The sequence below is a fragment of the Serratia nematodiphila DZ0503SBS1 genome (assembly GCF_000738675.1).
Lineage (GTDB): Bacteria > Pseudomonadota > Gammaproteobacteria > Enterobacterales > Enterobacteriaceae > Serratia > Serratia nematodiphila.
In genome coordinates, this window is sequence record NZ_JPUX01000001.1 from 331,125 (window position 1) to 357,392 (window position 26,268).

At 59.9% G+C, this 26,268-nt stretch carries 19 protein-coding genes; 16 read left to right on the forward strand and 3 right to left on the reverse strand.

Annotation, left to right across the window (positions count from 1 at the left end):
• The first annotated feature begins 2 nt into the window (after positions 1–2).
• The 5 genes from bcsZ to JL05_RS01510 all read left to right on the forward strand — a co-directional run bounded on the left by bcsZ (position 3) and on the right by JL05_RS01510 (position 10,129).
• The gene (bcsZ, locus tag JL05_RS01490) at positions 3–1,115 is read left to right on the forward strand and encodes a cellulose synthase complex periplasmic endoglucanase BcsZ (protein WP_081877847.1); all 1,113 of its coding nucleotides are present in this window, start codon (positions 3–5) and stop codon (positions 1,113–1,115) included.
• A complete protein-coding gene (gene bcsC, locus JL05_RS01495; protein ID WP_033631467.1) occupies positions 1,097–4,570 on the forward strand; it encodes a cellulose synthase complex outer membrane protein BcsC in 3,474 nt (1,157 codons plus the stop codon). The genes bcsZ and bcsC overlap by 19 nt, the downstream gene beginning before the upstream one ends.
• A 229-nt stretch (positions 4,571–4,799) precedes the next feature.
• A complete protein-coding gene (gene hmsP / locus JL05_RS01500) occupies positions 4,800–6,806 on the forward strand; it encodes a biofilm formation regulator HmsP (protein WP_033631468.1) in 2,007 nt (668 codons plus the stop codon).
• 273 nt (positions 6,807–7,079) lie between these two features.
• Positions 7,080–8,366, forward strand: a complete 1,287-nt coding sequence (locus JL05_RS01505) for a dicarboxylate/amino acid:cation symporter (RefSeq protein WP_016929514.1) — start codon at positions 7,080–7,082, stop codon at positions 8,364–8,366.
• A 260-nt stretch (positions 8,367–8,626) separates the two neighbouring features.
• The gene (locus JL05_RS01510; RefSeq protein ID WP_033631470.1) at positions 8,627–10,129 is read left to right on the forward strand and encodes a M16 family metallopeptidase; all 1,503 of its coding nucleotides are present in this window, start codon (positions 8,627–8,629) and stop codon (positions 10,127–10,129) included.
• Positions 10,130–10,153: 24 nt separating this feature from the next.
• Here JL05_RS01510 and ppiC read toward each other — a convergent pair whose 3' ends face one another.
• Complete coding sequence (gene ppiC, locus JL05_RS01515; RefSeq protein ID WP_004934175.1) at positions 10,154–10,435, reverse strand: peptidylprolyl isomerase PpiC; 282 nt, start codon at positions 10,433–10,435, stop codon at positions 10,154–10,156.
• 109 nt (positions 10,436–10,544) lie between these two features.
• Between ppiC and rep the strand changes: the two genes are divergently transcribed.
• Positions 10,545–12,569, forward strand: coding sequence for a DNA helicase Rep (rep, locus tag JL05_RS01520; RefSeq protein ID WP_033631472.1), 2,025 nt, complete (start codon positions 10,545–10,547; stop codon positions 12,567–12,569).
• Positions 12,570–12,601: 32 nt separating this feature from the next.
• Here rep and ppx read toward each other — a convergent pair whose 3' ends face one another.
• Together ppx and rhlB are read right to left on the reverse strand one after the other, a co-directional pair.
• Positions 12,602–14,098 (reverse strand): exopolyphosphatase, encoded by a 1,497-nt coding sequence (gene ppx / locus JL05_RS01525; RefSeq protein WP_033631473.1) that lies wholly within the window; start codon positions 14,096–14,098, stop codon positions 12,602–12,604.
• Between the two features lie 5 nt (positions 14,099–14,103).
• On the reverse strand, positions 14,104–15,390 hold the full coding sequence (gene rhlB, locus JL05_RS01530; protein ID WP_015376249.1) for an ATP-dependent RNA helicase RhlB: 1,287 nt from the start codon (positions 15,388–15,390) through the stop codon (positions 14,104–14,106).
• A gap of 131 nt (positions 15,391–15,521) precedes the next feature.
• Between rhlB and trxA the strand changes: the two genes are divergently transcribed.
• The 10 genes from trxA to rffA all read left to right on the forward strand — a co-directional run bounded on the left by trxA (position 15,522) and on the right by rffA (position 26,268).
• Positions 15,522–15,848: a thioredoxin TrxA gene (trxA, locus tag JL05_RS01535; protein ID WP_004934187.1), complete on the forward strand. Its 327-nt coding sequence runs from the start codon at positions 15,522–15,524 to the stop codon at positions 15,846–15,848.
• Positions 15,849–16,248: 400 nt separating this feature from the next.
• Positions 16,249–17,508, forward strand: coding sequence for a transcription termination factor Rho (gene rho / locus JL05_RS01540; protein WP_004934188.1), 1,260 nt, complete (start codon positions 16,249–16,251; stop codon positions 17,506–17,508).
• 296 nt (positions 17,509–17,804) lie between these two features.
• The gene (gene wecA / locus JL05_RS01545; protein WP_004934192.1) at positions 17,805–18,902 is read left to right on the forward strand and encodes a UDP-N-acetylglucosamine--undecaprenyl-phosphate N-acetylglucosaminephosphotransferase; all 1,098 of its coding nucleotides are present in this window, start codon (positions 17,805–17,807) and stop codon (positions 18,900–18,902) included.
• Positions 18,903–18,922: 20 nt separating this feature from the next.
• Positions 18,923–19,975, forward strand: coding sequence for an ECA polysaccharide chain length modulation protein (gene wzzE / locus JL05_RS01550; RefSeq protein ID WP_033631474.1), 1,053 nt, complete (start codon positions 18,923–18,925; stop codon positions 19,973–19,975).
• A gap of 86 nt (positions 19,976–20,061) precedes the next feature.
• On the forward strand, positions 20,062–21,192 hold the full coding sequence (gene wecB / locus JL05_RS01555; RefSeq protein ID WP_004934198.1) for a non-hydrolyzing UDP-N-acetylglucosamine 2-epimerase: 1,131 nt from the start codon (positions 20,062–20,064) through the stop codon (positions 21,190–21,192).
• A complete protein-coding gene (gene wecC / locus JL05_RS01560; RefSeq protein WP_015376252.1) occupies positions 21,189–22,451 on the forward strand; it encodes a UDP-N-acetyl-D-mannosamine dehydrogenase in 1,263 nt (420 codons plus the stop codon). Before wecB ends, wecC begins: the two co-directional genes overlap by 4 nt.
• Positions 22,448–23,515, forward strand: coding sequence for a dTDP-glucose 4,6-dehydratase (gene rffG, locus JL05_RS01565; RefSeq protein ID WP_033631475.1), 1,068 nt, complete (start codon positions 22,448–22,450; stop codon positions 23,513–23,515). The genes wecC and rffG overlap by 4 nt, the downstream gene beginning before the upstream one ends.
• A gap of 48 nt (positions 23,516–23,563) precedes the next feature.
• Positions 23,564–24,445, forward strand: coding sequence for a glucose-1-phosphate thymidylyltransferase RfbA (rfbA, locus tag JL05_RS01570; RefSeq protein WP_033631476.1), 882 nt, complete (start codon positions 23,564–23,566; stop codon positions 24,443–24,445).
• Complete coding sequence (gene rffC / locus JL05_RS01575; RefSeq protein WP_033631477.1) at positions 24,423–25,151, forward strand: dTDP-4-amino-4,6-dideoxy-D-galactose acyltransferase; 729 nt, start codon at positions 24,423–24,425, stop codon at positions 25,149–25,151. Before rfbA ends, rffC begins: the two co-directional genes overlap by 23 nt.
• The gene (gene rffA / locus JL05_RS01580; RefSeq protein WP_033631478.1) at positions 25,138–26,268 is read left to right on the forward strand and encodes a dTDP-4-amino-4,6-dideoxygalactose transaminase; all 1,131 of its coding nucleotides are present in this window, start codon (positions 25,138–25,140) and stop codon (positions 26,266–26,268) included. The genes rffC and rffA overlap by 14 nt, the downstream gene beginning before the upstream one ends.

Genomic DNA, 26,268 nt, shown 5'->3' on the forward strand with positions numbered 1-26,268 from the left:
CGGTGAACGCGATGCTGCAACGCCTGTCGCTCGGCATGCTGCTGCTGTGCGCTTTCAGCGCGGCGGCGGCCTGCGAATGGCCGGGCTGGCAACAGTACAAGCAGTTCTACATCAGCCCGCAGGGGCGGGTGATCGACCCGAGCAGCCCGAACAAAATCACCACCTCTGAGGGGCAGAGTTACGGCCTGTTTTTCGCCCTGGTGGCCAATGACCGGCCGACCTTCGACCAGCTGTTGACCTGGACGGAGAACAATCTGGCGGCGGGCGATCTCAGCGCCCGTTTGCCCGCCTGGCTGTGGGGCGAGAGCGACGATAAGCAGTGGAAGGTGCTGGACGCCAACTCGGCGTCGGACGCCGATCTGTGGATCGCTTACAACCTGCTCGAAGCCGGCCGCCTGTGGAAAAGCCGGCGTTATCAAACCCTGGGGACGCTGCTGCTGCAACGCATCGGCCGCGAGGAAGTGGCCGACATTCCCGGCCTGGGCCTGATGCTGCTACCGGGCAAAGTCGGGTTCGTGGCGGAAGATCGCTGGCGGCTGAATCCCAGCTACCTGCCGCCGCAGCTGTTGGCGCGTTTTGCGGCGCTGAACGGCCCATGGCGCGCGATGCGCGAGGTCAATCAACGGCTGTGGCTGGACACCGCGCCGCACGGTTTCTCACCGGATTGGGTGGTGTGGCGGGTCGGCGCCGGTTGGCAGCCGGACACCGTCAAGCCGAACGTCGGCAGCTACGACGCCATTCGGGTTTATCTGTGGGCCGGCATGCTGGCGGACGACGATGAGCACAAGGCGGCGCTGCTTGAACGCTTCCAGCCGATGGCGCAGCTCACTGCCAAGCAGGGCGTGCCGCCGGAGAAAACCGATACCGCCAGCGGCAAAACCACCGGCGACGGCCCGGTCGGTTTCTCCGCTTCTATGCTGCCGATGCTGGCGACGCAGGCTGAAGCGCTGGCGGTGCAGCGGCAGCGCATCAGCGAGCATCCGCCGGGTGACGACGCCTATTTCAGCGCTTCGCTGACGCTGTTCGGTCAGGGATGGGATCAACAACGTTATCGCTTTAATCGTCAGGGTGAATTGCAACCCTCGTGGGACGGCCAATGCACAACTTCAAAATAAACTGGCTGAATTTGATTCCGCTGAGCCTGGCGATGCTGCCGCAGGCGCGCGCTGCGGAGGCCGTGGCCCCGGAACAGTGGCTGCTGGAACAGGTGCGCATTGGCGAGGCCGGCAACAAGGACGATCTGGTGCGCCAGTCGCTGTACCGGCTCGAGCTGATGGATCCGAACAACCCGGACGTGATCGCCGCGCGCATGCGTTTGGCGCTGCGGCAGGGCAACATGGCGCTGGCGCAGCAGCAGCTGGACAAGCTGAAAACCCTCGCGCCGCAGTCCAGCGCTTATCGCCAGGCGCAAATGAACATGCTGCTGACCCAGCCGGAAACCCGGCAGAAGCTGCAGCAGGCGCGCCTGATGGCGACCGCCGGCCGGTTGCCGGAAGCCAAGGCGCAGTACGATGCGTTGTTTCACGGCGAGCCGCCGACGCTCGATCTGGCGGTCGAATACTGGCGGCTGGTGGCGCGTTTGCCGGGGCAGGAGGCGAAGGCGTTAAAGCAACTGCAGGCGCTGGATCAGCAATATTCAGGCAATGTGGCGCTGCGCATGTCGCTGGCGCGCATGCTGTTCAGTCAGAACCAGGACGCGCAGGCCTATGAACTGCTGCAGAAGATCGCCGCCGATCCGGCCGGGCGCGGCGACGCCGCCGATCTGTGGCTGGACAAGGTCAAAGCGATGCCGGTCAGCGCGCAGAGCGTAGCGGCGCTCAACCGTTTCCTCGGCGTATTCGACACCGGCGATCAGGCGACCAGCGCCCGCGAAGAGCTGGCCAGACAGCAGAAGCTGCTGGCCGATCCGGCCTATCAGGCGCGGGTGCGCGGCCTGGCGCAGGTGGATAAAGGCGGCAGCCGGGCGGCTATTCCGGAATTGCAAAAGGCGCTGGCGGCGGCGCCGAACGACGCCGAGGTGCTGGGGGCGCTCGGCCAGGCCTACTCGCGCGCCGGCAACCGCCCGCAGGCGCTGAAGCTGTTCCGCCAGGCGCTGGCGGCCGACAAGAATGGCTACGGCAGCGGCAAATGGCAGAGCCTGATCAAGAGCACCGGCTACTGGCTGGCGATCGACGAGGGCGACAAAGCGCTCAAGGCCGGCAATCTCGCGCTGGCCCGGCAGAAATATCAGCAGGCGCGCCAGCTCGACGACGGCGACGGCAATGCGTTTATCGGCCTGGGCGATGTGGCGGTGGCGAGCAAGGATGACGCCGCGGCGGAAGGGTTTTATCAGCAGGCGTTGCGACGCGATCCCGGCAACGGCAGCGCGCTGCGCGGCCTGGTGAATATCTATCAGCGCCAGTCGCCGGAAAAAGCGCTGGCCTACCTCAACGGCCTGCCGCGCAGCCAACAGGCCAAGCTGCGCAGCACCCTCGACGGACTGCGGCTCGATATGTTGAAGCAGCAGGCGGAGACGCTGGCGGCACAGCAGCAGTGGCAGCAGGCGGCGGAAATCTATCGCCGCGCTCAGCCGATGGATCCCGACGACGTCTGGCTGACCTATCGCTATGCGCAGGCGCTGCGTCAGGCCGGGCAGCCGCAGCAGGCAGACGCTCTGTTCCGGCAGCTGGCGCAGCGCCAACATGCCAATCCGCAGCTGACCTACGCCTATGCGCTCTATCTTTCCGGCAGCGATCGCGACAGGCAGGCGCTGGCGCAGCTTAATACGCTGCCTGCGGCACAGTGGAACGACAACATGCGCGAGCTGGCGCAGCGGCTGAAAATGCAGGCGGTAATCGAGCATGCCGAACGGCTGCGGGCGGCCGGTGACGAACCGGCGGCGGAGGCCTATCTGCGCCGGCAGCCGGCGGACACGCGCATCGATTTGCTGCTGGCCGACTGGGCGCTGGCGCGCGGGGAGTATGCGGCGGCGCTGGACGACTATCAGCGGGTGAAACGGCGTGAGCCGAACAACCCGGATGCGCAGCTGGGCGAGATTGAAGCCTATGTGGCGCAGGGAGATCTGGACGCGGCGCGTCAGCGGCTGAAAACCGAACAGCAGCCACAAGACGCTTCGCTCAACAGCCAGCGGCGAGTCGCCAACGCCTGGGGGGCGGTCGGCGATCCGCAGCAGGCCGAAGCTATCTTCGACCGACTGAAAACGGCGGCGGCTTCGGAGCCCGTCGGACAGACCAAGGCGCTGGTTTACCGTGACGCCGCCCGGCTGGAGCGGGCTCAGCAACAGCCTGAGCGGGCGCAGCAGGATTACCGCCAGGCGATGGTGGCCAGCGGCATCACGCCGACGCTGCCGCAGGATAATGACAGCTACACCTATTTGACGCGCAATAATCCGAGCGACGACTGGCTGAAACGCGGCATCCGCTCCGACGCCGCGGATCTGTATCGACAGCAAGACGTGAACGTCACGCTCGATCACGATTACTGGCGCTCGAGCGGCACCGGCGGCATTTCCGACTTCAACGCGCACGATACCATGCTGCAGGTGGACATGCCGCTGCATGACGGGCGCGCCTTCTTGCGCACCGACACCGTGCAGCTGGATGCCGGCCGCTTCTCGACCGACGGCAGCGGCAAATACTACGAAACCTTCGGCACCTGCCACACACAAGGGTGCCGCGGCGATGAACACCAGAAAACCACCGGCACCAGCGTGGCGGCCGGCTGGAAAAACGATCGCTGGGCCGCCGACATCGGCACGACGCCGATGGGCTTTGAGGTGGTCGACTGGACCGGCGGCCTGGCCTACAGCGGCGACTGGAACCACATTGGTTGGACGGTGGCGGCTTCGCGACGGCCGATCTCCAGCTCGCTGCTGGCGTTCGGCGGCGCCAAAGACCCGAATACCGGCATCACCTGGGGCGGCGTGCGCGCCACCGGCGTCAGCCTGAGCGCCAGCTACGATCGCGGCGAGGCGAACGGCGTCTGGGCCGATCTCAGCGCGCACCAGATTACCGGCAAGAACGTGGCGGACAACCAGCGGCAGCGGTTGATGGCCGGTTACTACTACAAGCTGATCAACGAAGACAATCGTCGCCTGAGCGTCGGGCTCAATACCATGCTGTGGCACTACCAGAAGGATTTGAGCGGCTATTCGCTGGGGCAGGGCGGCTATTACAGCCCGCAGCAATATCTGTCGCTGTCGCTGCCGGTCAACTACCGTCAGCGCACCGAGAACTGGTCGTGGGAGCTGGGCGGTTCGGTTTCGCTGTCCCATTCGAAGACCGACAGCCAGCGCCGCTATCCGCTGCAGGGGCTGATCCCGGATTCGTTGCCCGATAAGTTCGCCGTCGAGGACGGCAGCTCTTCGAGCGGCGTCGGTTATACCCTGCGGGCGATCGTCGAACGCCGTCTCAGTTCGCACTGGACGCTCGGCGCCGGCATCGATATTCAACAGGCGAAGGACTATACGCCGAGCCACGCGTTGATTTATCTGCGTTATTCCCTGGCCGGCTGGCAAGGGGATCTCGATTTGCCGCCGCAGCCGCTGACGCCTTACGCCGACTTCAAGTAGCCGGAAGGGGAAAGATTCGGAGTGTCGGACGCCGGGGAGTTTTGTTACCCTGTGTCCGGGTCGCGTTTGTTCGCTTTAGGAAAAGACTGAAACCCGCGATTTTCTTGGTTTTGCCTGCGGCATAGCCAGATAAAAACAGCCGATGATCGAGTATACTCAGCCCGGTTCGAGGGGGCGGGTGAGAGTCAGCCCCCTTTTTTGTTTCAGCCCGATTTCACGGAGAGCAGGTTTGCGGGTCAGGCGTTCGTTAACGATTAAGCAGATGGCGACAGTGTCCGGCGTGGCGCTGGTCACGATCTGCATTTTTATCGTGATCCAGTTATTCCACTTTGTGCAGCAGCGCAGGGATGACTACGCCCAGCAACTGGAGAATATCGCTCATTCCGTGCGCCAGCCGCTGGCGGAAGCGGTGCTGCGCATGGACGTGCCGGAAGCCAAAAGGGTGCTGAACACGCTGTTGCCGGTCGGCATTCTCAGCCGGGCGGATATCGTGTTGCCGAACGAGTTTCAGGCGCTGCACGCCAATTTCCCGCCGGAGCGGCCGGTGCCGACGCTGATCGCCCGGCTGTTTGAGCTGCCTATCCAAATTTCCGTGCCGCTCTATTCGCTGGAGCGGGTGCCCGCCAACCAGCAGCCGCTGGCCTATCTGGTGCTGCAGGCCGATTCGTTCCGCATGTACCAGTTTATCCTCAGCATTTTGTCGACCATGCTGTCGACCTATCTGCTGCTGGCGCTGATCCTGTCGGTGGCCATCACCTGGTGCATGAACCGGTTGATGGTGCATCCGCTGCGCGCGATGGCCAAAGAGCTGGAGAACATCTCGCAGGACGAAGCGCCCTATCACCAGCTGATGCTGCCGGCGCTGCACCAGGACGACGAGCTCGGCCTGCTGGTGCGCAATTACAACCGCAATCAACAGACGCTGGCCAAGGCGCATGCCGATATGAGCCGCCTGAGTACCCGCCACCCGGTGACCGAACTGCCGAATCCTGCATTGCTGAACGCGTTGCTGGAACAGCATATCGCCTCCAGTCTGCGCCCTGAGCGTTTTAACCTGCTGGTGATCGGCATCGAGACGCTGCATGAAGCGTCTGGCGTGATGAGCCCGGCGATGCGTGAAGCGCTGCTGCTGGCGCTGGCGAAGAAGCTGCGCGGCTGCATCGACGAAAACGGCGTGCTGGCACAGCTGAGCAATACCGAATTCGCCATTCTGGCCAAGGGCATTGAGCGGCCGTTCCACGCCATGCAGCTGGCGCGGCGCATCATGGCGGAGATCAATGCGCCGTTGACGCTGGAAGGTCTGGCGCTGCGGCCCAACGCCAGCATCGGCATCGCGCACTACCTCAATCAGGGGGAGAGCGCGGAGCAGCTGCTGCGCAGCGCCACCTCGGCGATGATGTCCGCGCACCGCGAAGGAAAAAATCAGATCCTGTTCTTCGAACCCAGCCTGACGGAACGCACGCAGAAGCGGCTGACGCAGGAGAGCGAGATCCTGCACGGCATTGAGCAGCGGCATTTCACGCTGTTCCTGCAGCCGCAGATCGACATGCAGTCCAACGAGGTGATCGGTGCCGAAGCGCTGCTGCGTTGGCAGCAGTATGACGGCAGCTATACCCTGCCGGCCGACGTTATCCCGCTCGCGGAAGAGCTGGGCGTGATCGTGCCTCTCGGCAACTGGGTGCTGGAAGAGTCTTGCCGTATCCTGGCGGACTGGCAGCAGCGCGGCATTGCGCTGCCGCTGGCGGTTAACGTTTCCGGTATTCAGATGCAGGATGAAGCGTTCGTCCCGCATCTGAAAAACCTGCTGGCGCAGTATCGGATCGATCCGCGCAAGCTGCTGCTGGAGATCACCGAGACGGTACGCATCGACGATCTCGATCGCGCCTTGGCGCTGCTGCGCGAGCTGCACGACCTGGGGCTGTCGATCGCTCTGGACGACTTCGGCATGGGCTATTCCAGCCTGGAGTACCTCAACCGCTTGAAATCCCTGCCGATCGATTTGATTAAGATCGACCGCAGTTTCATTCAGGGGCTGCCGGCCGACGATGCGATGGTGCGCATCGTCAGTTCGATCTCCGAAGTGCTGGCGTTGCCGGTGATGGCCGAAGGCGTGGAAAACGCCGAACAGCGCAACTGGCTGCTGCAGCACGGCATTCGCAGTGGGCAAGGATTCCTGTTCGCCCGGCCGCTGCCGCGCGAAGCGTTCGAAGCCGAGTTTTGCCGCGCGGCGCCGTGAGCGTCGCGATACCTTTCCGGTACTTTTCCTCGTCCGAAAATCGCCATTCTTTACCTACCTCTTTTGCGTTAGTGCAAACAAAGGCTTACGCAATTTTCAGCTTTGCACCCCGACTGACGCGTTTCAGCTCTTAAATTCACATCAACCCCACACGGTGGGTGCAACAAATTATTTCCATGTTGTTAAGTGGGTGTTATTTTCCGCGCAAGCGATGAACAGGCTGGATTTTTAGACTGCTGCCTGGTGCGTGTCTTCCCCCCATAGGATGTTCATATGAAAACAACGATCTTTAAGAGCCTCTATTTTCAGGTGCTGACGGCGATCACGCTGGGTATCCTGCTTGGCCATTTCTACCCTGACCTCGGCGCCGAGATGAAACCTCTGGGCGATGGTTTCGTCAAACTGATCAAGATGATCATCGCGCCGGTGATCTTCTGCACCGTGGTGACCGGCATCGCCGGCATGGAAAGCATGAAGGCGGTGGGGCGCACCGGCGCCATCGCGCTGCTGTATTTTGAAATCGTCAGCACCATCGCGCTGATTATCGGCCTGGTGATCGTCAACCTGGTGCAACCGGGCGCCGGCATGAACGTCGATCCCGGCACACTGGACGCCAAAGCGGTGGCAGTCTACGCCGAGCAGGCGCAGCAGCAGGGCATCATTCCGTTCCTGCTGGACATCATCCCCGGCAGCGTGATCGGCGCGTTCGCCAGCGGCAACATTCTTCAGGTGCTGCTGTTCGCGGTACTGTTCGGCTTCGCCCTGCATCGTCTGGGCGACAAAGGGCAGCTGATCTACAACGTGATCGACAGCTTCTCGCGGGTGATTTTCGGCATCATCAACATGATCATGCGCCTGGCGCCGCTGGGGGCCTTCGGCGCCATGGCGTTTACCATCGGTAAATACGGCGTCGGCACGCTGGTGCAACTCGGCCAACTGATCGTGTGCTTCTATATCACCTGCATCCTGTTCGTGGTGGTGGTGTTGGGCAGCATCGCCCGCGCCAACGGCTTCAGCATCTTCAAATTCGTCAACTACATCAAAGAAGAGCTGCTGATCGTGCTGGGAACCTCGTCGTCCGAATCCGCGCTGCCGCGCATGCTGGATAAAATGGAGAAGTTGGGCTGCAAGAAATCGGTGGTGGGTCTGGTGATCCCGACCGGATACTCCTTCAACCTGGATGGCACCTCTATCTACCTGACCATGGCTGCGGTGTTTATCGCTCAGGCGACCAACACCCACATGGATATCATGCATCAGATTACCCTGCTGGTGGTGTTGCTGCTCTCCTCCAAAGGGGCGGCGGGCGTGACCGGCAGCGGCTTTATCGTGTTGGCCGCCACCATCTCCGCCGTAGGCCACCTGCCGCTGGCCGGCCTGGCGCTGATCCTCGGCATCGACCGCTTTATGTCGGAAGCCCGCGCGCTGACCAACCTGGTGGGCAATGGCGTGGCGACCGTGGTCGTGGCCAAATGGTGTAATCAGCTGGATGAGAAACAGCTGAAAGACACCCTGAACAACAAAAACACCGGCGCGGACAAAACGCTGCCTTCCGCCTGATTTCGGCGGTAAATCACCGGCCGCAGCCGCGGCCGGTGAGCTTCTTCCCCTGCCTCGTAACGATTTTTTGCATTAAAAACCCCGCAATCTATTATTTTTCACTCTAATGAGTGACATCCGCAAAGGCGCGCGGTCTAACACGATGGTACACTTTCTGCTTTCCGCCCCACTGTGAAACTCAGGGCGTATTTTTATGATTCCATTGAATGGAATACACGCATTTGCATAAGAAATTGGATAGTCATTAAGTAGGGGTTCACATGCAGGGCACCAGAATTCATCTTATAGTTGGTGGGCTGCTACTGGCGGCAGCCAGTAGCAGCGTGCAGGCTGAAGCACTACAACCCGATCCTGCCTGGCAGCAGGGGGCGCTGGCCAACGGGTTTTCATGGCAGATTCTCGATACGCCGCAGCGGCCAAGCGACCGCGTGGAACTGCGGCTGATCGTCAATACCGGCTCTCTGGTGGAGTCTTCGCAGCAGACCGGTTTCGCCCATCTGCTGCCGCGGCTGGCGTTGGCGCGCAGCGAAAGCTTTACCGCGCCGCAGCTGCGCGCCCTGTGGCAACAGAGCGTGGATAACGAGCGGCCGCTGCCGCCGGCGATCATCTCGTATGATTTCACCATGTATAACCTCAGCCTGCCGAACAACCGGCCCGACCTGCTGAAAGAAGCGCTGGCCTGGCTGGCGGACACCACCGGCAAACTGGCGATCGACGAGCATACGGTGCACGCGGTGATGAATTCCAGCATCAATCCGGTCGGCACTTTCCCGCCCAATACCCAAGATGCCTGGTGGCGTTACCGCCTGAAAGGCTCGACGTTGCTGGCGCACGATCCGGCGCAGCCGGCGAAACGGCCGGTCAATCTCGAGCAGCTGAAGAAATTCTATCAACAGTGGTATACCCCGGACGCCATGACGCTGTTCGTGGTCGGCAAGGTCGACAGCCGCAGCCTGGGCGAGCAGATCAACAAGGCGTTCTCGCCGCTGCAGGGCAAACGTGAAACCCCGGCCCCGATGCCGACCCTGACGCCGCTGCCGCAGCAGCCGGTGAGCTTGATCAGCGAGCAGGTGAAACAGGATACGCTGTCGATCATGTGGGATTCGCCGTGGCACCCGATTCGCGATTCGCAGAGCCTGCTCCGTTACTGGCGTGGCGATCTCGCCCGCGAGGCGCTGTTCTGGCATCTTCAGCAGACGCTGGAAAAAAGCGACCAGAAGAGCCTGCATCTGGGCTTTGACTGCCGCGTGCAGTACCAGCGGGGGCAGTGCGCCATCCATCTGGATACGCCGAACAACAATCTGAACGGCAGCCTGGGCTTTATCGCCCGCGAGCTGGCCAACGTGCGTGATAACGGTCTGTCGAAAGAGGAATTCGATGCGCTGCTGGCGCAGAAAAACGATCAGCTGAGCAAGCTGTTCGCCACCTACGCCCGCACCGACACCGATGTGCTGATGAGCCAGCGCCTGCGTTCGCAGCAGAGCGGGGTGGTGGATATCGCGCCGGAGCTGTATCAGAAATTGCGCCAGGAATTCCTGGCCAGCCTGACGCTGGAGACGCTGAATCAGGCGCTGAAGCTGCAGCTGTCTCAGGAGGCGACGCTGGTGCTGATGCAGCCGAAGGGCGAGCCGGAAATGAGCATGAAGCAGCTGCAGGAAACCTATGACGGCATCATGATGCCGGCGCCGGCGGTGGTGACGGAAGAAGCCAAACCGGCCGACACCGCGGTGGCTGCGCCGACGACGGACGCCGGCGCGCAGTAATTCGCAGCAGGGGGCGCAGGCCCCCTAGTTGCGGTACAGCACCTTGATGATGTGGTAACCGAACTGGGTTTTGACCGGGCCGTAAGGTTTGAGCAGCGGTATGCTGAACACCGCTTTATCGAACGCCGGCACCATCGCGCCCTTGTTGAATTCGCCCAGCGAGCCGCCGTTGCGTTTTGACGGGCAGCTCGAATATTTGCGTGCCAGCGTGTCGAAGCTGACGCCGCGCTTCAGCTTGGCCAGCAGCTCGTTGGCCAGCTTTTCATTGTCTACCAGAATGTGCAGGGCGCACGCCGTTTTTGCCATGGTATTGCCTTTGTCGATGCGAAAATTGCGCTGATTATACCCGCTAAATCTCATCGGCGCTTTCTGCTACAATTCCCTTCCACGTTTTACAGTTGAGCAAGCCAGCACCATGCGATTAAACCCCAGCCAACAACAAGCCGTCGAATTCGTTACCGGGCCCTGCCTGGTGTTGGCCGGCGCCGGTTCCGGCAAGACGCGCGTTATCACCAACAAGATAGCCCACCTGATCCACCACTGCGGCTATCAGGCGCGGCACATCGCCGCCGTGACCTTTACCAACAAGGCCGCGCGCGAGATGAAAGAGCGCGTGTCGCAAACCTTGGGTCGCAAAGAGGCGCGCGGGCTGATGATTTCCACCTTCCATACCCTGGGGCTGGAGATCATCAAGCGGGAATACGTGGCGTTGGGGATGAAGTCAAACTTCTCGCTGTTCGACGATCAGGATCAGCTGGCGCTGTTGAAAGAGCTGACCGAAACGTGGCTGGAAAGCGACAAAACGCTGGTGGCGCAGCTGATTTCGACCATCTCCAACTGGAAAAACGACCTGATCGATCCCCAGCGGGCGGCAGAGTTGGCGCGCTCGGAACGCGACAAGCTGTTCGCCCACTGCTACGGTCTTTACCACGCCCATATGCGGGCGTGCAATGTGCTGGACTTCGATGACTTGATCCTGCTGCCGACGCTGCTGTTGCAACGCAACGAAGAGGTGCGCGAACGCTGGCAGCAGCGCATCCGCTATCTGCTGGTGGATGAGTACCAGGATACCAACACCAGTCAGTACGAGCTGGTGAAGCTGCTGGTGGGCAACCGCGCGCGCTTTACCGTGGTGGGCGACGACGACCAGTCGATCTACTCCTGGCGCGGCGCGCGGCCGCAGAACCTGGTGCTGCTGAAGGAAGATTTCCCGGCGCTGCAGGTGATCAAGCTGGAGCAAAACTACCGTTCCAGCGAGCGCATTCTGAAGGCGGCCAACATTCTGATCGCCAATAACCCGCACGTATTTGAAAAGCGGCTGTTTTCTGAGCTGGGGTATGGCGAAGAGCTGAAGGTGGTGACCGCCAACAATGAGGATCACGAAGCCGAGCGGGTGGTGGGGGAGCTTATCGCCCACCACTTCGTGAAAAAGACCAATTACGGCGACTATGCGATCCTGTACCGCGGCAACCACCAGTCGCGGGTGTTTGAAAAGATGCTGATGCAGAACCGTATCCCGTACAAGATTTCCGGCGGCACCTCGTTCTTCTCGCGCCCCGAGATCAAGGATCTGCTGGCTTACCTGCGCGTGCTGACCAACCCGGAAGACGACAGCGCCTTCCTGCGCATCGTCAATACCCCCAAGCGCGAGATCGGCCCGGCAACGCTGCAGAAGCTTGGCGAGTGGGCCAACCAGCGCAACAAAAGTTTGTTCCATGCCAGCTTCGATCTGGGGCTGAGCCAGCACTTGACCGGGCGCGGGCTGGAATCGCTGCAGCGCTTCACCCATTGGCTGGGCGGCATCGCCCAGCAGGCGGAACGTGAGCCGGTGGCGGCGGTGCGCGATCTGATCCGCGGCGTGGATTATGAGAGCTGGCTGTTTGAAACCTCGACCAGCCCGAAGGCCGCCGAAATGCGGATGAAAAACGTCAACACGCTGTTCGGTTGGATGACGGAAATGCTGGAAGGCAACGATCTGGACGAGCCGATGACGCTGACCCAGGTCGTGACGCGCTTCACCCTGCGTGACATGATGGAACGCGGCGAAAGTGAAGAGGAGCTGGATCAGGTGCAGCTGATGACGCTGCACGCCTCAAAGGGACTGGAGTTCCCTTACGTATTCCTGGTGGGCATGGAGGAGGGGCTGCTGCCGCACCAGAGCAGCATCGACGAAGACAATGTCGATGAAGAGCGGCGTCTGGCCTATGTAGGGATCACCCGCGCGCAAAAAGAGCTGATTTTCACCCTGTGCCGCGAGCGCCGCCAGTACGGCGAGCTGGTGCGGCCGGAGCCGAGCCGGTTCCTGCTGGAGCTGCCGCAGGACGATTTGGCGTGGGAAACCGAACGCAAAGTGGTGAGCCCGCAGGAGCGGATGCAGAAGGGGCAGAGCCATCTGGCCAATATCCGCGCTCAGCTGGCCAAGGCCAAAGGCGGGAATTAAAAAGAAAGGGCGCGATTCGCGCCCTGGTCATGTCAACGTTGTTCTTCCAACCGCAGCGTCCAGTGGGCGTAGCTCTGCCAGTGGCTTTCCTGCTCCAGCGCCTCGGCGCGCAGCGGATGCTGTTCCAGCCAACCCGGCGGCAAGATCACCGTCAGCTCATCGTCCTGATTGGCGCGTAACCGCACCGCCGGCAGCGTGTCGTCGCGGCGGCGGCTGGCGAAGATGATCGCCAGGCGCAAAATGCGGCACAGGCGCTGCGCAGTGCGCGGCGGCAGGGCGTTTTGCTGGTTCAACAGCGACAGGTCGAGGGTGTTGCTCTGATTTTGCAGCAGGGTGGCCAGCAGTTTTTTCTGCGCCGGGGTAAAGCCGGGTAAGTCCAGGTGGCGGATCAGGTAGGCGGCGTGTTGCGGCGCCTGCTTGAAATCGACGCTGAGGCCGAGTTCGTGGATCAGGCTGGCGCTGTGCAACAGCTCGCGACATCGCGCATCCAGCTGCCACTCGTTGGCGACCTGCTGGGAGAAGTTGGCGGCGAGCTGGCTGACGCGTTCGGCCTGCTCGGTGTCGATCAGGTAGCGGCGCTGCAGGTTGCGGATGGTGCGGATGCGAATATCCTGCTCCACCGGCAGATGCAGCATGCCGTAAACCAGACCTTCACGCAGCGCCCCGCCGGCCAGCATCATGCTCTCGATGCCCAGCTCCTGGAAGATGGCCAACAGGATGGACAGGCCGCTCGGGAACACCAGCGCGCGCTCCAGCGTCAACCCTTCGATCTCCAGCTCTTCCAGCTTGCCGCACTGAATGGCGCGCTGTTTCAACTGGCGCAGTTTGGGCAGGGTGATGCGCTCATCCATGCCCTGCGCCACCATGATCTCCTGCAGCGCTTGCACGGTGCCGGAAGCGCCGACGCAGATCTGCCAACCTTGCTGGCGCAATTGCGCTGCGATCGGCCGCACCATGTCGCGCGCGGCCTGTTCGGCGCGCTCGAAGTTTTCTTGCCCAAGGTTGCGGTCGCTGAAGTAGCGTTCCAGCCAGGTGACGCAGCCCATCGACAGGCTATACAGCTGCGTTGCCTGTGCGCCGGTGCCGGTGACCAGTTCGGTGCTGCCGCCGCCGATGTCGACGACCAGCCGACGATCCGGCCCGCCGGTGGTGTGCGCGACGCCGTGATAGATCAGCCGTGCCTCTTCTTCGCCGCTGATCACCTGTACCGGGCAGCCGAGGATTTGCTCGGCTGCCTGCAGGAACTCATCGGCGTTGGACGCCAGACGCAGCGTGGCGGTGGCGACGACGCGGATCTGCTCGCGCGGAATGTCCTGCAGGCGTTCCGAGAACAGCCGCAGGCACTGCCAGCCGCGTTGCATGGCCTCATGCGACAGGTGATTGTTCTGATCCAGCCCGGCCGCCAGGCGCACTTTGCGCTTGATCCGCGCCAGAGTCTGAATGCTGCCGGCCACCTCGCGCACTACCAACATGTGGAAGCTGTTGGAGCCGAGATCGATGGCAGCATAAAGCGTGCTGGAACTGAGCATGGCGATCAGCTCGAACGTTTACGGTTGTTGCGCGGCGCGCCGCCGCGACGAGGCGCGGAGTTGCGACGTGGGCCGTTGCCGCCGCGCGGGCGCGACAGGCGCTTCGGCGCCGGCAAATCGGTCAGCAGCGCATCGCTGTTGTACTTGCTCACCGGAATGCTGTGGTCGATATAGGTCTCGATCGCCGGCAGGTTGAGCGCATACTCTTCACACGCCAGGCTGATGGAGTGGCCGCTGGCGCCTGCGCGGCCGGTACGGCCGATGCGGTGCACGTAGTCTTCGCAGTCGTCAGGCAGATCGTAGTTGAAGACGTGCGTGACGGAAGGGATGTGCAGACCGCGCGCGGCGACGTCGGTGGCGACCAGAATATCGAGATTGCCTTTGGTGAAGTCGTCGAGGATGCGCAGGCGTTTTTTCTGCGCCACGTCACCGGTCAGCAGGCCCACGCGGTGACCGTCGGCGGCCAGATGGCCCCAGATGTCTTCGCAGCGGTGCTTGGTGTTGGCAAAGATGATGGCGCGATCCGGCCACTCTTCTTCGATCAGCGTCTGCAGCAGACGCATTTTTTCTTCGTTGGACGGGTAGAACAGCTCTTCTTTAATGCGGTGGCCGGTTTTCTGTTCCGGTTCCACTTCAACATATTCGGCGTTGTTCATCTGCTCGAAGGCCAGTTCGCGTACGCGATAGGACAGGGTAGCGGAGAACAGCATGTTCAGGCGTTGATCGGCCGCAGGCATGCGGCGGAACAGCCAACGGATGTCTTTGATAAAGCCAAGATCGTACATGCGATCGGCTTCATCCAGCACGACGACCTGCATCGCGCCGAGATCGACATAGTTCTGTTTGGTGTAATCGATTAAACGGCCGGTGGTGCCAATCAGAATGTCCACGCCGCTTTCCAGCACTTTCAGCTGTTTGTCGTAGCCGTCGCCGCCGTAGGCCAGGCCCAGTTTCAGGCCGGTGCTCTGGGAGAGCGCTTCCGCATCGGAGTGGATTTGCACCGCCAGTTCACGCGTAGGCGCCATGATCAAGGCGCGCGGCTGATTGGTCTGGCGATCCTGTTTCGCCGGGTGAGTCAGCAAATAGTGAAAAGTAGACGCCAAAAACGCCAGCGTCTTTCCGGTACCGGTTTGCGCCTGACCTGCAACGTCACGCCCGGAGAGCGTGAGCGGCAATGCTAACGCCTGGATGGGCGTGCAATTGTGAAACCCTTTTTTCTCAAGGGCTTCAAGGACTAACGGGTGCAGGGCGAAGTCGGAAAACTTCTGTTCGGTCAAGTGTGTTTTGCTCATAGTGTGGTAGAATATCAGCTAACTATTGCTTTACGAAAGCACATCCGTTGAAATAAACGCGGTGCAATAAAATCACCTTGAGTTGGTTAATGCTACACCAACAAGGTAGACATAATCCTGTGGAGTAGAACATGAGCGATAAAATTATTCACCTGACTGACAGCAGCTTCGAAGCTGACGTGCTGAAAGCGGAAGGGCCGATCCTGGTCGATTTCTGGGCTGAATGGTGTGGGCCGTGCAAGATGATTGCTCCGATTCTGGATGAGATTGCCGAAGAGTTCGAAGGCAAACTGACCATTACCAAGCTGAATATCGATCAGAACCCGGCTACCGCGCCTAAGTACGGTATCCGTGGCATCCCTACGCTGTTGCTGTTCAAGAACGGTGAAGTGGCCGCGACCAAGGTTGGCGCGTTGTCCAAAGGTCAGCTCAAAGATTTCCTGAACGCGAATCTGTAATCGGGCGGGAAGCCCAGTATCAGGCGCCTGGCGGTGATGTTCAATTCACCGCTAGACGCCTGCCAAGAAGCGTGTTAAGTTTAACCACACTGCATATAGAACTTGCCCGAAGTTTTAAATCTAAAGAGTTTGAATCTAAAGCTATACTCTGTGTCGAACCACTGGCGTTGAAAGTAAACTGAACTCAGCCCGTGTTTTGGCAATCAAACGGTTTTGCAAAAATCATTTTTAAGGTACCTTCGATCTTCAACCGTCAATGCGTGCGCCCGATGTAAGCCATTTCTTACCGCGACGGCTCTGCGCCCGGTGATCGAACGTCCAGTAAACAGGCACGCATTTCGCTGCCATACCATTCACGATACAAGTTCGAGACATACCCCGAGTTTAAGAACCCACCACTATGAATCTTACCGAATTAAAGAATACGCCGGTTTCTGAGCTGATTACTCTCGGCGAAAATATGGGGCTGGAAAACCTTGCCCGCATGCGCAAGCAGGACATTATCTTCTCCATTCTGAAGCAACATGCGAAAAGCGGAGAAGATATCTTCGGCGACGGCGTGCTCGAGATATTGCAGGATGGATTCGGTTTCCTCCGCTCTGGAGACAGTTCCTACCTCGCCGGTCCCGACGACATCTACGTATCCCCTAGCCAAATCCGCCGCTTCAACCTCCGCACTGGTGACACCATTTCCGGTAAGATTCGTCCGCCAAAAGAAGGCGAGCGCTATTTTGCCCTGTTGAAAGTCAACGAAGTCAACTACGACAAGCCGGAAAACGCCCGCAGCAAGATCCTGTTCGAGAACTTGACGCCGCTGCACGCCAATTCCCGTCTGCGGATGGAGCGCGGCAACGGCTCGACCGAAGACCTGACGGCGCGCGTACTGGATCTGGCGGCGCCTATTGGCCGCGGCCAGCGTGGCCTGATCGTGGCACCGCCGAAAGCCGGTAAAACCATGCTGCTGCAGAATATCGCGCAGAGCATCGCCTACAACCACCCAGACTGCGTGCTGATGGTGCTGCTGATCGACGAACGTCCGGAAGAAGTGACCGAGATGCAGCGCCTGGTGAAAGGCGAAGTGATCGCCTCGACCTTCGACGAGCCGGCTTCGCGTCACGTGCAAGTGGCCGAAATGGTGATCGAGAAGGCCAAGCGCCTGGTTGAGCACAAGAAAGACGTGATCATTCTGCTCGACTCCATCACCCGTCTGGCGCGTGCTTACAACACCGTGGTGCCGGCCTCTGGCAAGGTGCTGACCGGTGGTGTGGACGCCAACGCCCTGCATCGTCCGAAGCGTTTCTTCGGTGCGGCGCGTAACGTGGAAGAGGGCGGCAGCCTGACCATCATCGCGACCGCGCTGGTTGATACCGGTTCGAAGATGGACGAAGTGATCTACGAAGAATTTAAAGGTACCGGCAACATGGAATTGCATCTGGCGCGTAAAATCGCCGAGAAACGCGTATTCCCTGCGATCGATTACAACCGCTCCGGTACCCGTAAAGAAGAGCTGCTCACCACTTCCGAAGAGCTGCAGAAAATGTGGATCCTGCGCAAAATTATTCACCCGATGGGTGAGATTGACGCGATGGAGTTCCTCATTAATAAGTTGGCGATGACTAAAACCAACGATGAATTCTTCGATATGATGAAACGCTCATAATTCGTTAAAAAATTCGCTGAACGCCACGCCTAGTCGTGGCGTTTTTCGCTTTTGGCGGATACGATAAGTAGCAGTAATGGAAAAGTAAGTTGTTTCCTCGACTTATTGAGAATTCATCTTGTTTGTCGGTCGGCCCGGTGCCGGTCGGCTTTGCTGCTGTCGTTTTGTCAGCCGATGCGAAGAAAATAGGCATGAATCACCGTTGTCATAGGAAATGACCGAAAGGTGGCGGGGGCCGATGGCACAAGCTATTGCCCGTGGTAAGCTGCCTTATCTTCTACAGAGATCTGTTAACTGTGAACTTACTCACTATGAGTACTGAAATTCTATTTGTTTTCCTGTTTTCTTTGGCTTTTCTCTTTGTTGCCCGCAAGGCGGCAAAACGTATTGGTCTGGTAGATAAACCCAATTATCGCAAACGCCATCAGGGGTTGATTCCGCTGGTCGGCGGTATTTCCGTTTATGCCGGGTTGTGCTTCGCGTTTTGGATCTCTGAACAACCCATCGCACACGCCAAGCTTTATCTCACCTGCGCCGGCATTCTGGTGTTTGTGGGCGCGCTCGACGATCGTTTCGACATCAGCGTTAAAATTCGCGCCCTGGTGCAGGCGCTGGTCGGCATCGCGATGATGGTGTTCGCCGGTCTGTATCTGCGCAGCTTCGGCCATGTGCTGGGTGACTGGGAGATGCTGCTGGGGCCCTTCGGCTATCTGGTGACGCTGTTCGCGGTATGGGCGGCGATCAACGCCTTCAACATGGTCGACGGCATCGATGGCCTGCTGGGCGGTTTGTCGTGCGTTTCCTTCGGGGCGCTGGGCCTGCTGCTGTACCTGAGCGGCCATCATGAACTGGCGTTCTGGTGCTTTGCGATGATCGCCACCATCGTTCCCTATATTTTGCTCAACCTCGGCATCCTCGGCCGCCGTTATAAGGTGTTTATGGGGGACGCCGGCAGCACCCTGATCGGCTTTACCGCCATTTGGCTGCTGCTGCAAAGCTCGCAGGGTAAGGCACACTCGATCAACCCGGTGACCGCGCTGTGGATCATCGCTATTCCGCTGATGGACATGATAGCAATCATGTACCGTCGTTTACGCAAGGGGATGAGCCCCTTCTCTCCCGATCGTCAACATATTCACCACCTGATCATGCGCGCCGGCTTTACGCCGCGGCAGGCTTTCGTGTTGATCACCCTGGCGGCCGCATTGCTGGCGGCGGTGGGCGTGATCGGCGAACGCCTGACTTTTATCCCTGAGTGGGTTATGTTGGCATTATTCTTGCTTGCCTTCTTCCTGTACGGTTACTGCATCAAGCGCGCCTGGCGGGTTGCGCGGTACATTAAGCGTATCAAGCGCCGGCTGCGGCGTTCGAGCGATAACAAGCAAGTATCTTAACCAGAGGCTTTTTGGCTGTGATGAATCCAGAAACAACGTCTGACAAGCATACCCCGGCGGTGGATAACGAACTCGATATCCGCGGCCTGTGCTGCACCCTGTGGCGCGGCAAACCGTGGATTATCGGCATTGCGGTGCTGTTCGCGGCGGTCGCGCTGATCGTTTCTTACCTGGTTAAGCAAGAGTGGAGCGCGACCGCAATCACCGACAAACCCACGGTGAATGCGCTGGGCGGTTACTATTCCCAGCAGCAGTTCCTGCGCAACCTGGACGTGCGCACGTTGCCGGCGACGGCCGGCGATCAGCCGAGCATCGCGGATGAAGCGTACAATGAGTTCATCATGCAGCTGGCGGCTTACGACACGCGTCGCGATTTCTGGCTGCAGAGCGATTACTACAAACAGCGCCAGGAAGGGGATGCCCGCGCCGATGCGGCATTGCTCGACGAGCTGATCAATAACATTCTGTTCACGCCGCGCGACGACAAAAAAGTCCCGAACGATGGCGTGAAGCTGACGGCGGAAACCGCCGCAGACGCCAACCGCCTGCTGCGTCAATACGTGGCCTTCGCCAGCCACCGCGCTGCTCTGCATCTGAACGAAGAGATTCAGGGGGCGTGGGCTGCTCGCACTACCTCGATGAAAGCGCAGGTCAAGCGTCAGGAAGCGGTGGCGGAGTCGGTTTACAAGCGCGAGCTGAACACCACGCAGCAGGCGTTGAAAATTGCCGAGAGCCAGGGGATCAGCCGCACGCAAACCGACACCCCGGCAGAACAGTTGCCGGATTCGGATCTGTTCCTGCTGGGCCGGCCAATGCTGCAGGCGCGTCTGGAAGGCCTGCAGGCCTCCGGCCCGACCTACGATCTGGATTACGATCAGAATCGCGCAATGTTGGCGACGCTGAACGTTGGCCCGACGTTGGATGAGAAGTTCCAGACCTATCGTTATTTGCGCACGCCGGAAGAGCCGGTAAAACGCGACAGCCCGCGCCGGGTATTCTGGCTGATTCTGTGGGGCGCGATGGGCGCTTTGGTTGGCGCGGGTGTTGCCTTGGCGCGTCGGCCGCGTAGTTAAAAAATAATATAATAATCTGATGCAGGGCGCGTGAGCGCCCCATTCGCAGGCGGGGCCTGCGATTAACCGACCAAAAGAGATTCGCTGTGAAAGTGTTGACTGTTTTCGGCACCAGACCTGAAGCCATTAAAATGGCACCGCTGGTACATGCACTGGCCCAGGATGAGGCCTTTGAAGCAAGAGTCTGCGTAACGGCACAGCATCGTGAGATGTTGGATCAGGTATTGCGGTTGTTCGAGATCACGCCGGATTACGACCTGAACATCATGAAACCCGGCCAGGGGCTAACGGAAATCACCTGTCGCATCCTGGAAGGGCTGAAAGGAGTGCTGGAAGACTTCAAACCGGACGTGGTGCTGGTGCACGGCGATACCACCACCACGCTGGCGACCAGTCTGGCAGCGTTCTATCAACGCATCCCCGTCGGGCATGTCGAGGCCGGGCTGCGTACCGGCAATCTGTATTCTCCTTGGCCGGAAGAGGCCAACCGCAAACTGACCGGCCATCTGGCGATGTACCACTTCGCGCCGACCGAGAACTCGCGCCAAAACCTGCTGCGCGAGCTGCTGCCGGACAACCGTATTTTTGTGACCGGCAATACGGTGATCGACGCGCTGTTCTGGGTGCGCGATCGCGTGATGAGCGATGCTGCGCTGCGCGCCAGCCTGGCGCAGCGTTACCCGTTCCTCGATGCCGACAAAAAACTGATTCTGGTCACCGGCCATCGCCGGGAAAGTTTTGGCGGCGGTTTTGAGCGGATTTGCAGTGCGCTGGCGGAGATCGCCCGCAGCCACCCGGAAGTGCAGGTGGTGTACCCGGTGCATCTCAATCCGAATGTCAGCGAGCCGGTGAATCGCATTTTGAAAGGCATCGACAACGTCATGCTGATCGAGCCGCAGGATTATTTGCCGTTTGTCTATTTGATGACCCACGCTTACATGATCCTGACTGACTCCGGCGGCATTCAGGAAGAGGCGCCCTCGTTAGGCAAGCCGGTGCTGGTGATGCGCGACACCACCGAGCGCCCGGAGGCGGTAGATGCAGGCACGGTGCGCCTGGTCGGCACCGATGTGGCCAAAATTGTTGAAGCGGTGACCCGGCTGTTGACGGACGAAAGCGAATATCACGCGATGAGCCGGGCGCATAACCCATACGGCGACGGGCATGCCTGTCAGCGTATCCTCGAAGCTTTAAAGAATCATCAGGTGACACTATGAGTTTTGACACTATTTCGGTTATCGGCCTGGGTTATATCGGCTTGCCAACGGCGGCGGCGTTTGCTTCCCGCAAGAAAAAAGTGGTGGGCGTAGATGTTAACCAACATGCGGTAGATACCATTAACCGCGGCGCGATCCATATCGTCGAACCGGATCTGGACAAAGTGGTCAAGGACGCCGTCGACGGCGGTTTCCTGCGGGCGGTGACCAAACCGCTGGCGGCCGATGCGTTCCTGATCGCGGTGCCTACGCCGTTCAAGGGCGATCACGAGCCGGATCTGGCCTATGTCGAAGCAGCGGCGAAATCGCTGGCGCCGGTGCTGAAAAAAGGCGATCTGGTGATCCTGGAGTCCACCTCGCCGGTGGGCGCCACTGAACAAATGGCGGACTGGTTGGCGCAGGCGCGCAGCGATCTCAGCTTCCCGCAGCAAGCGGGCGAAGCGGCGGACGTGAATATTGCCTACTGTCCGGAGCGCGTGTTGCCGGGGCAGGTGATGGTAGAGCTGATTCAAAACGACCGCGTGATCGGCGGCATGACGCCGAAGTGCTCGGAACGAGCCAGCGCGCTGTACAAGATTTTCCTCGAGGGGGAATGCGTAGTCACCAACTCACGCACTGCCGAGATGTGCAAGCTGACGGAAAACAGCTTCCGCGACGTGAATATCGCCTTTGCCAACGAATTGTCGTTGATTTGCGCCGAACAGGGGATCAACGTCTGGGAACTGATCCGCCTGGCGAACCGCCATCCGCGGGTGAATATTCTGCAGCCGGGGCCGGGCGTAGGCGGTCACTGCATCGCCGTCGATCCGTGGTTTATCGTGGCGCAAAACCCGCAGCAGGCGCGTCTGATCCACACCGCACGCCTGGTGAACGACGGCAAACCGCTGTGGGTGGTCGACCGGGTGAAAGCGGCGGTGGCCGATTGCCTGGCCGCCACCGACAAGCGCGCGTCCGAGGTGAAAATCGCCTGCTTCGGCCTGGCCTTCAAACCGAATATCGACGATTTGCGTGAAAGCCCGGCGGTGGAAGTGGCGCACCTGATCGCCGAATGGCACGTCGGCGAAACGCTGGCGGTGGAACCGAACGTCGAACAGTTGCCGAAGTCGCTGGCGGGCCATGTGACGTTGACGCCAATCGCTGAGGCGTTGCAGCAGGCCGATGTGATTGTGATGTTGGTCGATCACCAACAGTTCAAGGCCATCCGGCCGGAAGAGATCAAGCAAAGCTGGGTGGTGGATACCAAGGGAGTCTGGCGTTGAAGCGTATCTTAGTCACCGGCGGCGCCGGTTTCATTGGTTCCGCAGTGGTGCGGCACATCATCGAGGCCACCGGCGACAGCGTGGTGGTAGTGGATAAGCTGACCTATGCCGGCAACCTCGAGTCGCTGGCGGTGGTGGCCGACAGCGAGCGCTATGCTTTCGAGCAGGTCGACATCTGCGATCGTGCCGAGCTGGATCGGGTATTTGCCCGCTATCAGCCGGACGTGGTGATGCACCTGGCGGCGGAAAGCCACGTCGATCGCTCTATCGATGGCCCGGCGGCCTTTATCGAGACCAACGTGGTTGGCACTTACACGATGCTGGAAGCGGCGCGCCATTACTGGCAGCCGTTGGCGGCGGAGAAGAAGCAGTCTTTCCGTTTCCATCATATCTCCACCGACGAAGTGTACGGCGACCTGCACGGCACCGACGATCTGTTCACCGAAACCACGCCATATGCGCCGAGCAGTCCGTATTCCGCCTCCAAGGCGTCGAGCGATCATCTGGTGCGTGCCTGGTTGCGCACCTACGGTTTGCCGACCCTCGTGACCAACTGTTCGAACAACTACGGCCCTTATCACTTCCCGGAAAAGTTGATTCCGTTGGTGATCCTGAATGCGGTAGCCGGCAAACCGCTGCCGGTATACGGCAACGGCGCGCAGGTGCGCGACTGGTTGTATGTCGAGGATCACGCGCGCGCGCTTTATCAGGTCGTGACCGAAGGTGTGGTAGGCGAAACCTACAATATCGGTGGCCATAACGAACGCAAGAATATTGAAGTGGTGCAGACCATTTGCGATCTGCTGGAAGAACTGGCGCCGAACAAGCCGCAGGGCGTGGCGCACTACCGCGATCTGATCACTTACGTGAAGGATCGCCCAGGCCACGATATGCGTTACGCCATCGACGCCGGCAAAATCGATCGCGAGTTGGGCTGGCGGCCGCAGGAAACGTTTGAAAGCGGCATTCGCAAGACGGTCGCCTGGTATTTGGCTAACGAAACCTGGTGGCGCCGGGTGCAAGACGGTTCTTATGCCGGCGAGCGTTTGGGGTTGTCAGATTAATTTAACGCCGCGTCGCTTTGCGGCGGTGCGGCGGGTTTTGGAGTAAGTATGAAAGGTATTGTGCTGGCTGGCGGTTCCGGTACGCGTCTGCATCCGATCACGCGCGGCGTGTCCAAGCAACTGCTGCCGATTTATGACAAGCCGATGATCTATTACCCGCTGTCGGTACTGATGTTGGCGGGGATCCGCGACATTTTGATCATCTCCACCCCGGAAGATCTGCCTTCTTTCAAGCGTCTGTTGGGCAGCGGCGAAGCGTTTGGCGTCAATCTCAGTTATGCCGAGCAGCCTAACCCCGATGGCCTGGCTCAGGCATTTCTGATTGGCGAAGAATTCTTGGCCGGTGAGCCGAGTTGCCTGGTGTTGGGCGATAATATTTACTTTGGCCAGGGGTTCAGCCCCAAGCTGAGAAGCGTTGCGGCGCGCACCGCCGGTGCCACTGTATTTGGCTATCAGGTGATGGATCCCGAGCGTTTCGGCGTGGTGGAGTTTGACGACCACTTCCGCGCGCTGTCGATCGAAGAAAAGCCGGTTAAACCGAAGTCCAATTGGGCGGTGACCGGATTATATTTTTATGATGCTCAGGTGGTGGAGTTCGCCAAGCAGATCAAGCCGTCAGCTCGGGGAGAATTGGAGATCACCAGCATCAACCAGATGTATCTGGAGCGTGGCGAGCTGACCGTCGAGCTGCTGGGGCGCGGTTTTGCCTGGCTGGACACCGGGACTCACGACAGCCTGCTGGAAGCCAGTAGCTTCGTGCAAACGGTCGAGAAACGTCAGGGCTTTAAAATCGCCTGTCTTGAAGAGATCGCCTGGCGCAATGGCTGGCTGGATGATGAGGGCGTGAAACGCGCGGCTCAGACGCTGGCCAAAACAGGTTACGGCAAATACTTACTGGATTTATTGCATGCGCGTCCACGCCAGTATTGAACCGCTGAATTGGGAGAGCGACTTCTTCCAATTGAAAAGCGCCAAGTTGCATTTCGATGACTCTGCGGCCCCCGTCAGCCACGCTGATTTGGACGCTTATGCGTTGGTGCAGGCTAAAATTCCCGCTTACCGATTGGAGTGGGCCGATGCACTGTCGGCGCTGGGCTTCCAGCTGGTCGAAGGCGAAGTGGATCTGGCCGTGAACATTGCAACTGGACGCGAGACGGTCGATACCGCTGCGGCCGGGGTGCGCATGGCCGTGCCTGAGGACATCCCGTCGTTGCGGGCTGCCGCCGGTGACGTGTTCGCCGCCAGCCGATTTCGCGCACCGTGGTACGAGCGCACCGATAGCGGGCGATTCTATGCGGCCTGGATCGAAAAAGCGGTGCTGGGCACCTTCGATCATCAATGCTTGCTGGTATTGGGTAACCAGGGGCAACCTGAAGGCTTTGTCAGCCTGCGCGACATTGGCGGCCAGGAAATGCGTATCGGCTTGCTGGCGGCCTACCCCGGCGCATCCGGCCGGGGGATTGGTTCCAGGCTGATGGCGGCGGCGATCGCCGAATGCCGGCGGCAGGGGATGCAGCGCCTACGGGTCGCGACCCAGATAGGCAATATCACCGCATTACGACTCTATCAACGACAGGGTGCCGTGATTGAAAGCACCGCGTACTGGTTATACAGAGGTAGACATGATTCCATTTAACGCACCACCGGTTGTTGGCACTGAACTGGAATATATGCAGGCTGCCATGGGCAGCGGCAAGTTGTGCGGCGACGGCGGTTTTACCCGTCGCTGCCAGCAGTGGATGGAACAGCATTTCGGCAGCGCGAAAGTGCTGTTGACGCCTTCCTGCACCGCGTCGTTGGAAATGGCCGCCATCCTGCTGGATATTCAGCCGGGCGACGAAGTGATCATGCCGAGCTTTACCTTCGTTTCAACCGCCAACGCTTTTGTGCTGCGCGGCGCCAAAGTGGTGTTCGTCGATCTGCGTCCGGACACCATGAACATCGACGAAACCAAAATTGAAGCGGCGATTACCGATAAAACCCGCGCGATCGTGCCGGTGCACTACGCCGGCGTCGCCTGCGAGATGGATACCATCATGGCACTGGCGAAGAAATATAACCTGTTCGTGGTTGAAGATGCCGCGCAGGGCGTGATGTCGACCTACAAAGGCAAGGCATTGGGCACCATCGGCCATATCGGCTGCTTCAGCTTCCATGAAACCAAAAACTATACCGCCGGCGGCGAAGGCGGCGCGACGCTGGTGAACGATCCGGCCCTGATCGATCGGGCGGAAGTCATCCGCGAGAAAGGCACCAACCGCAGCCAGTTCTTCCGTGGCCAGGTCGACAAATATACCTGGCGCGACATCGGCTCCAGCTACTTGATGTCTGACCTGCAGGCCGCCTACTTGTGGGGTCAGCTGGAAGTGGCAGAGCGCATCAACCAGCGCCGCCTGTCGCTGTGGCAGAAGTACTACGACAGTTTCCTGCCGTTGGTTCGGTCAGGCCGTATCGAGTTGCCGAGCATTCCGGCGGACTGCGTGCATAACGCGCACATGTTCTATATCAAGTTGCGCGATATCGAAGAGCGCACGGCCTTTATCGACTACCTGAAGGAAGCCGAAATCATGGCTGTGTTCCACTATATCCCGCTGCATGACTGCCCGGCCGGCGAACAGTTTGGCCGCTTTGCCGGCGAAGACCGTTACACCACGCAGGAAAGTGCGCGTCTGGTGCGTTTGCCGCTGTTCTACAATATGTCCGATGTCAATCAGCGTACGGTAATCAATACCATCCTGAGCTTCTTCGCCTGA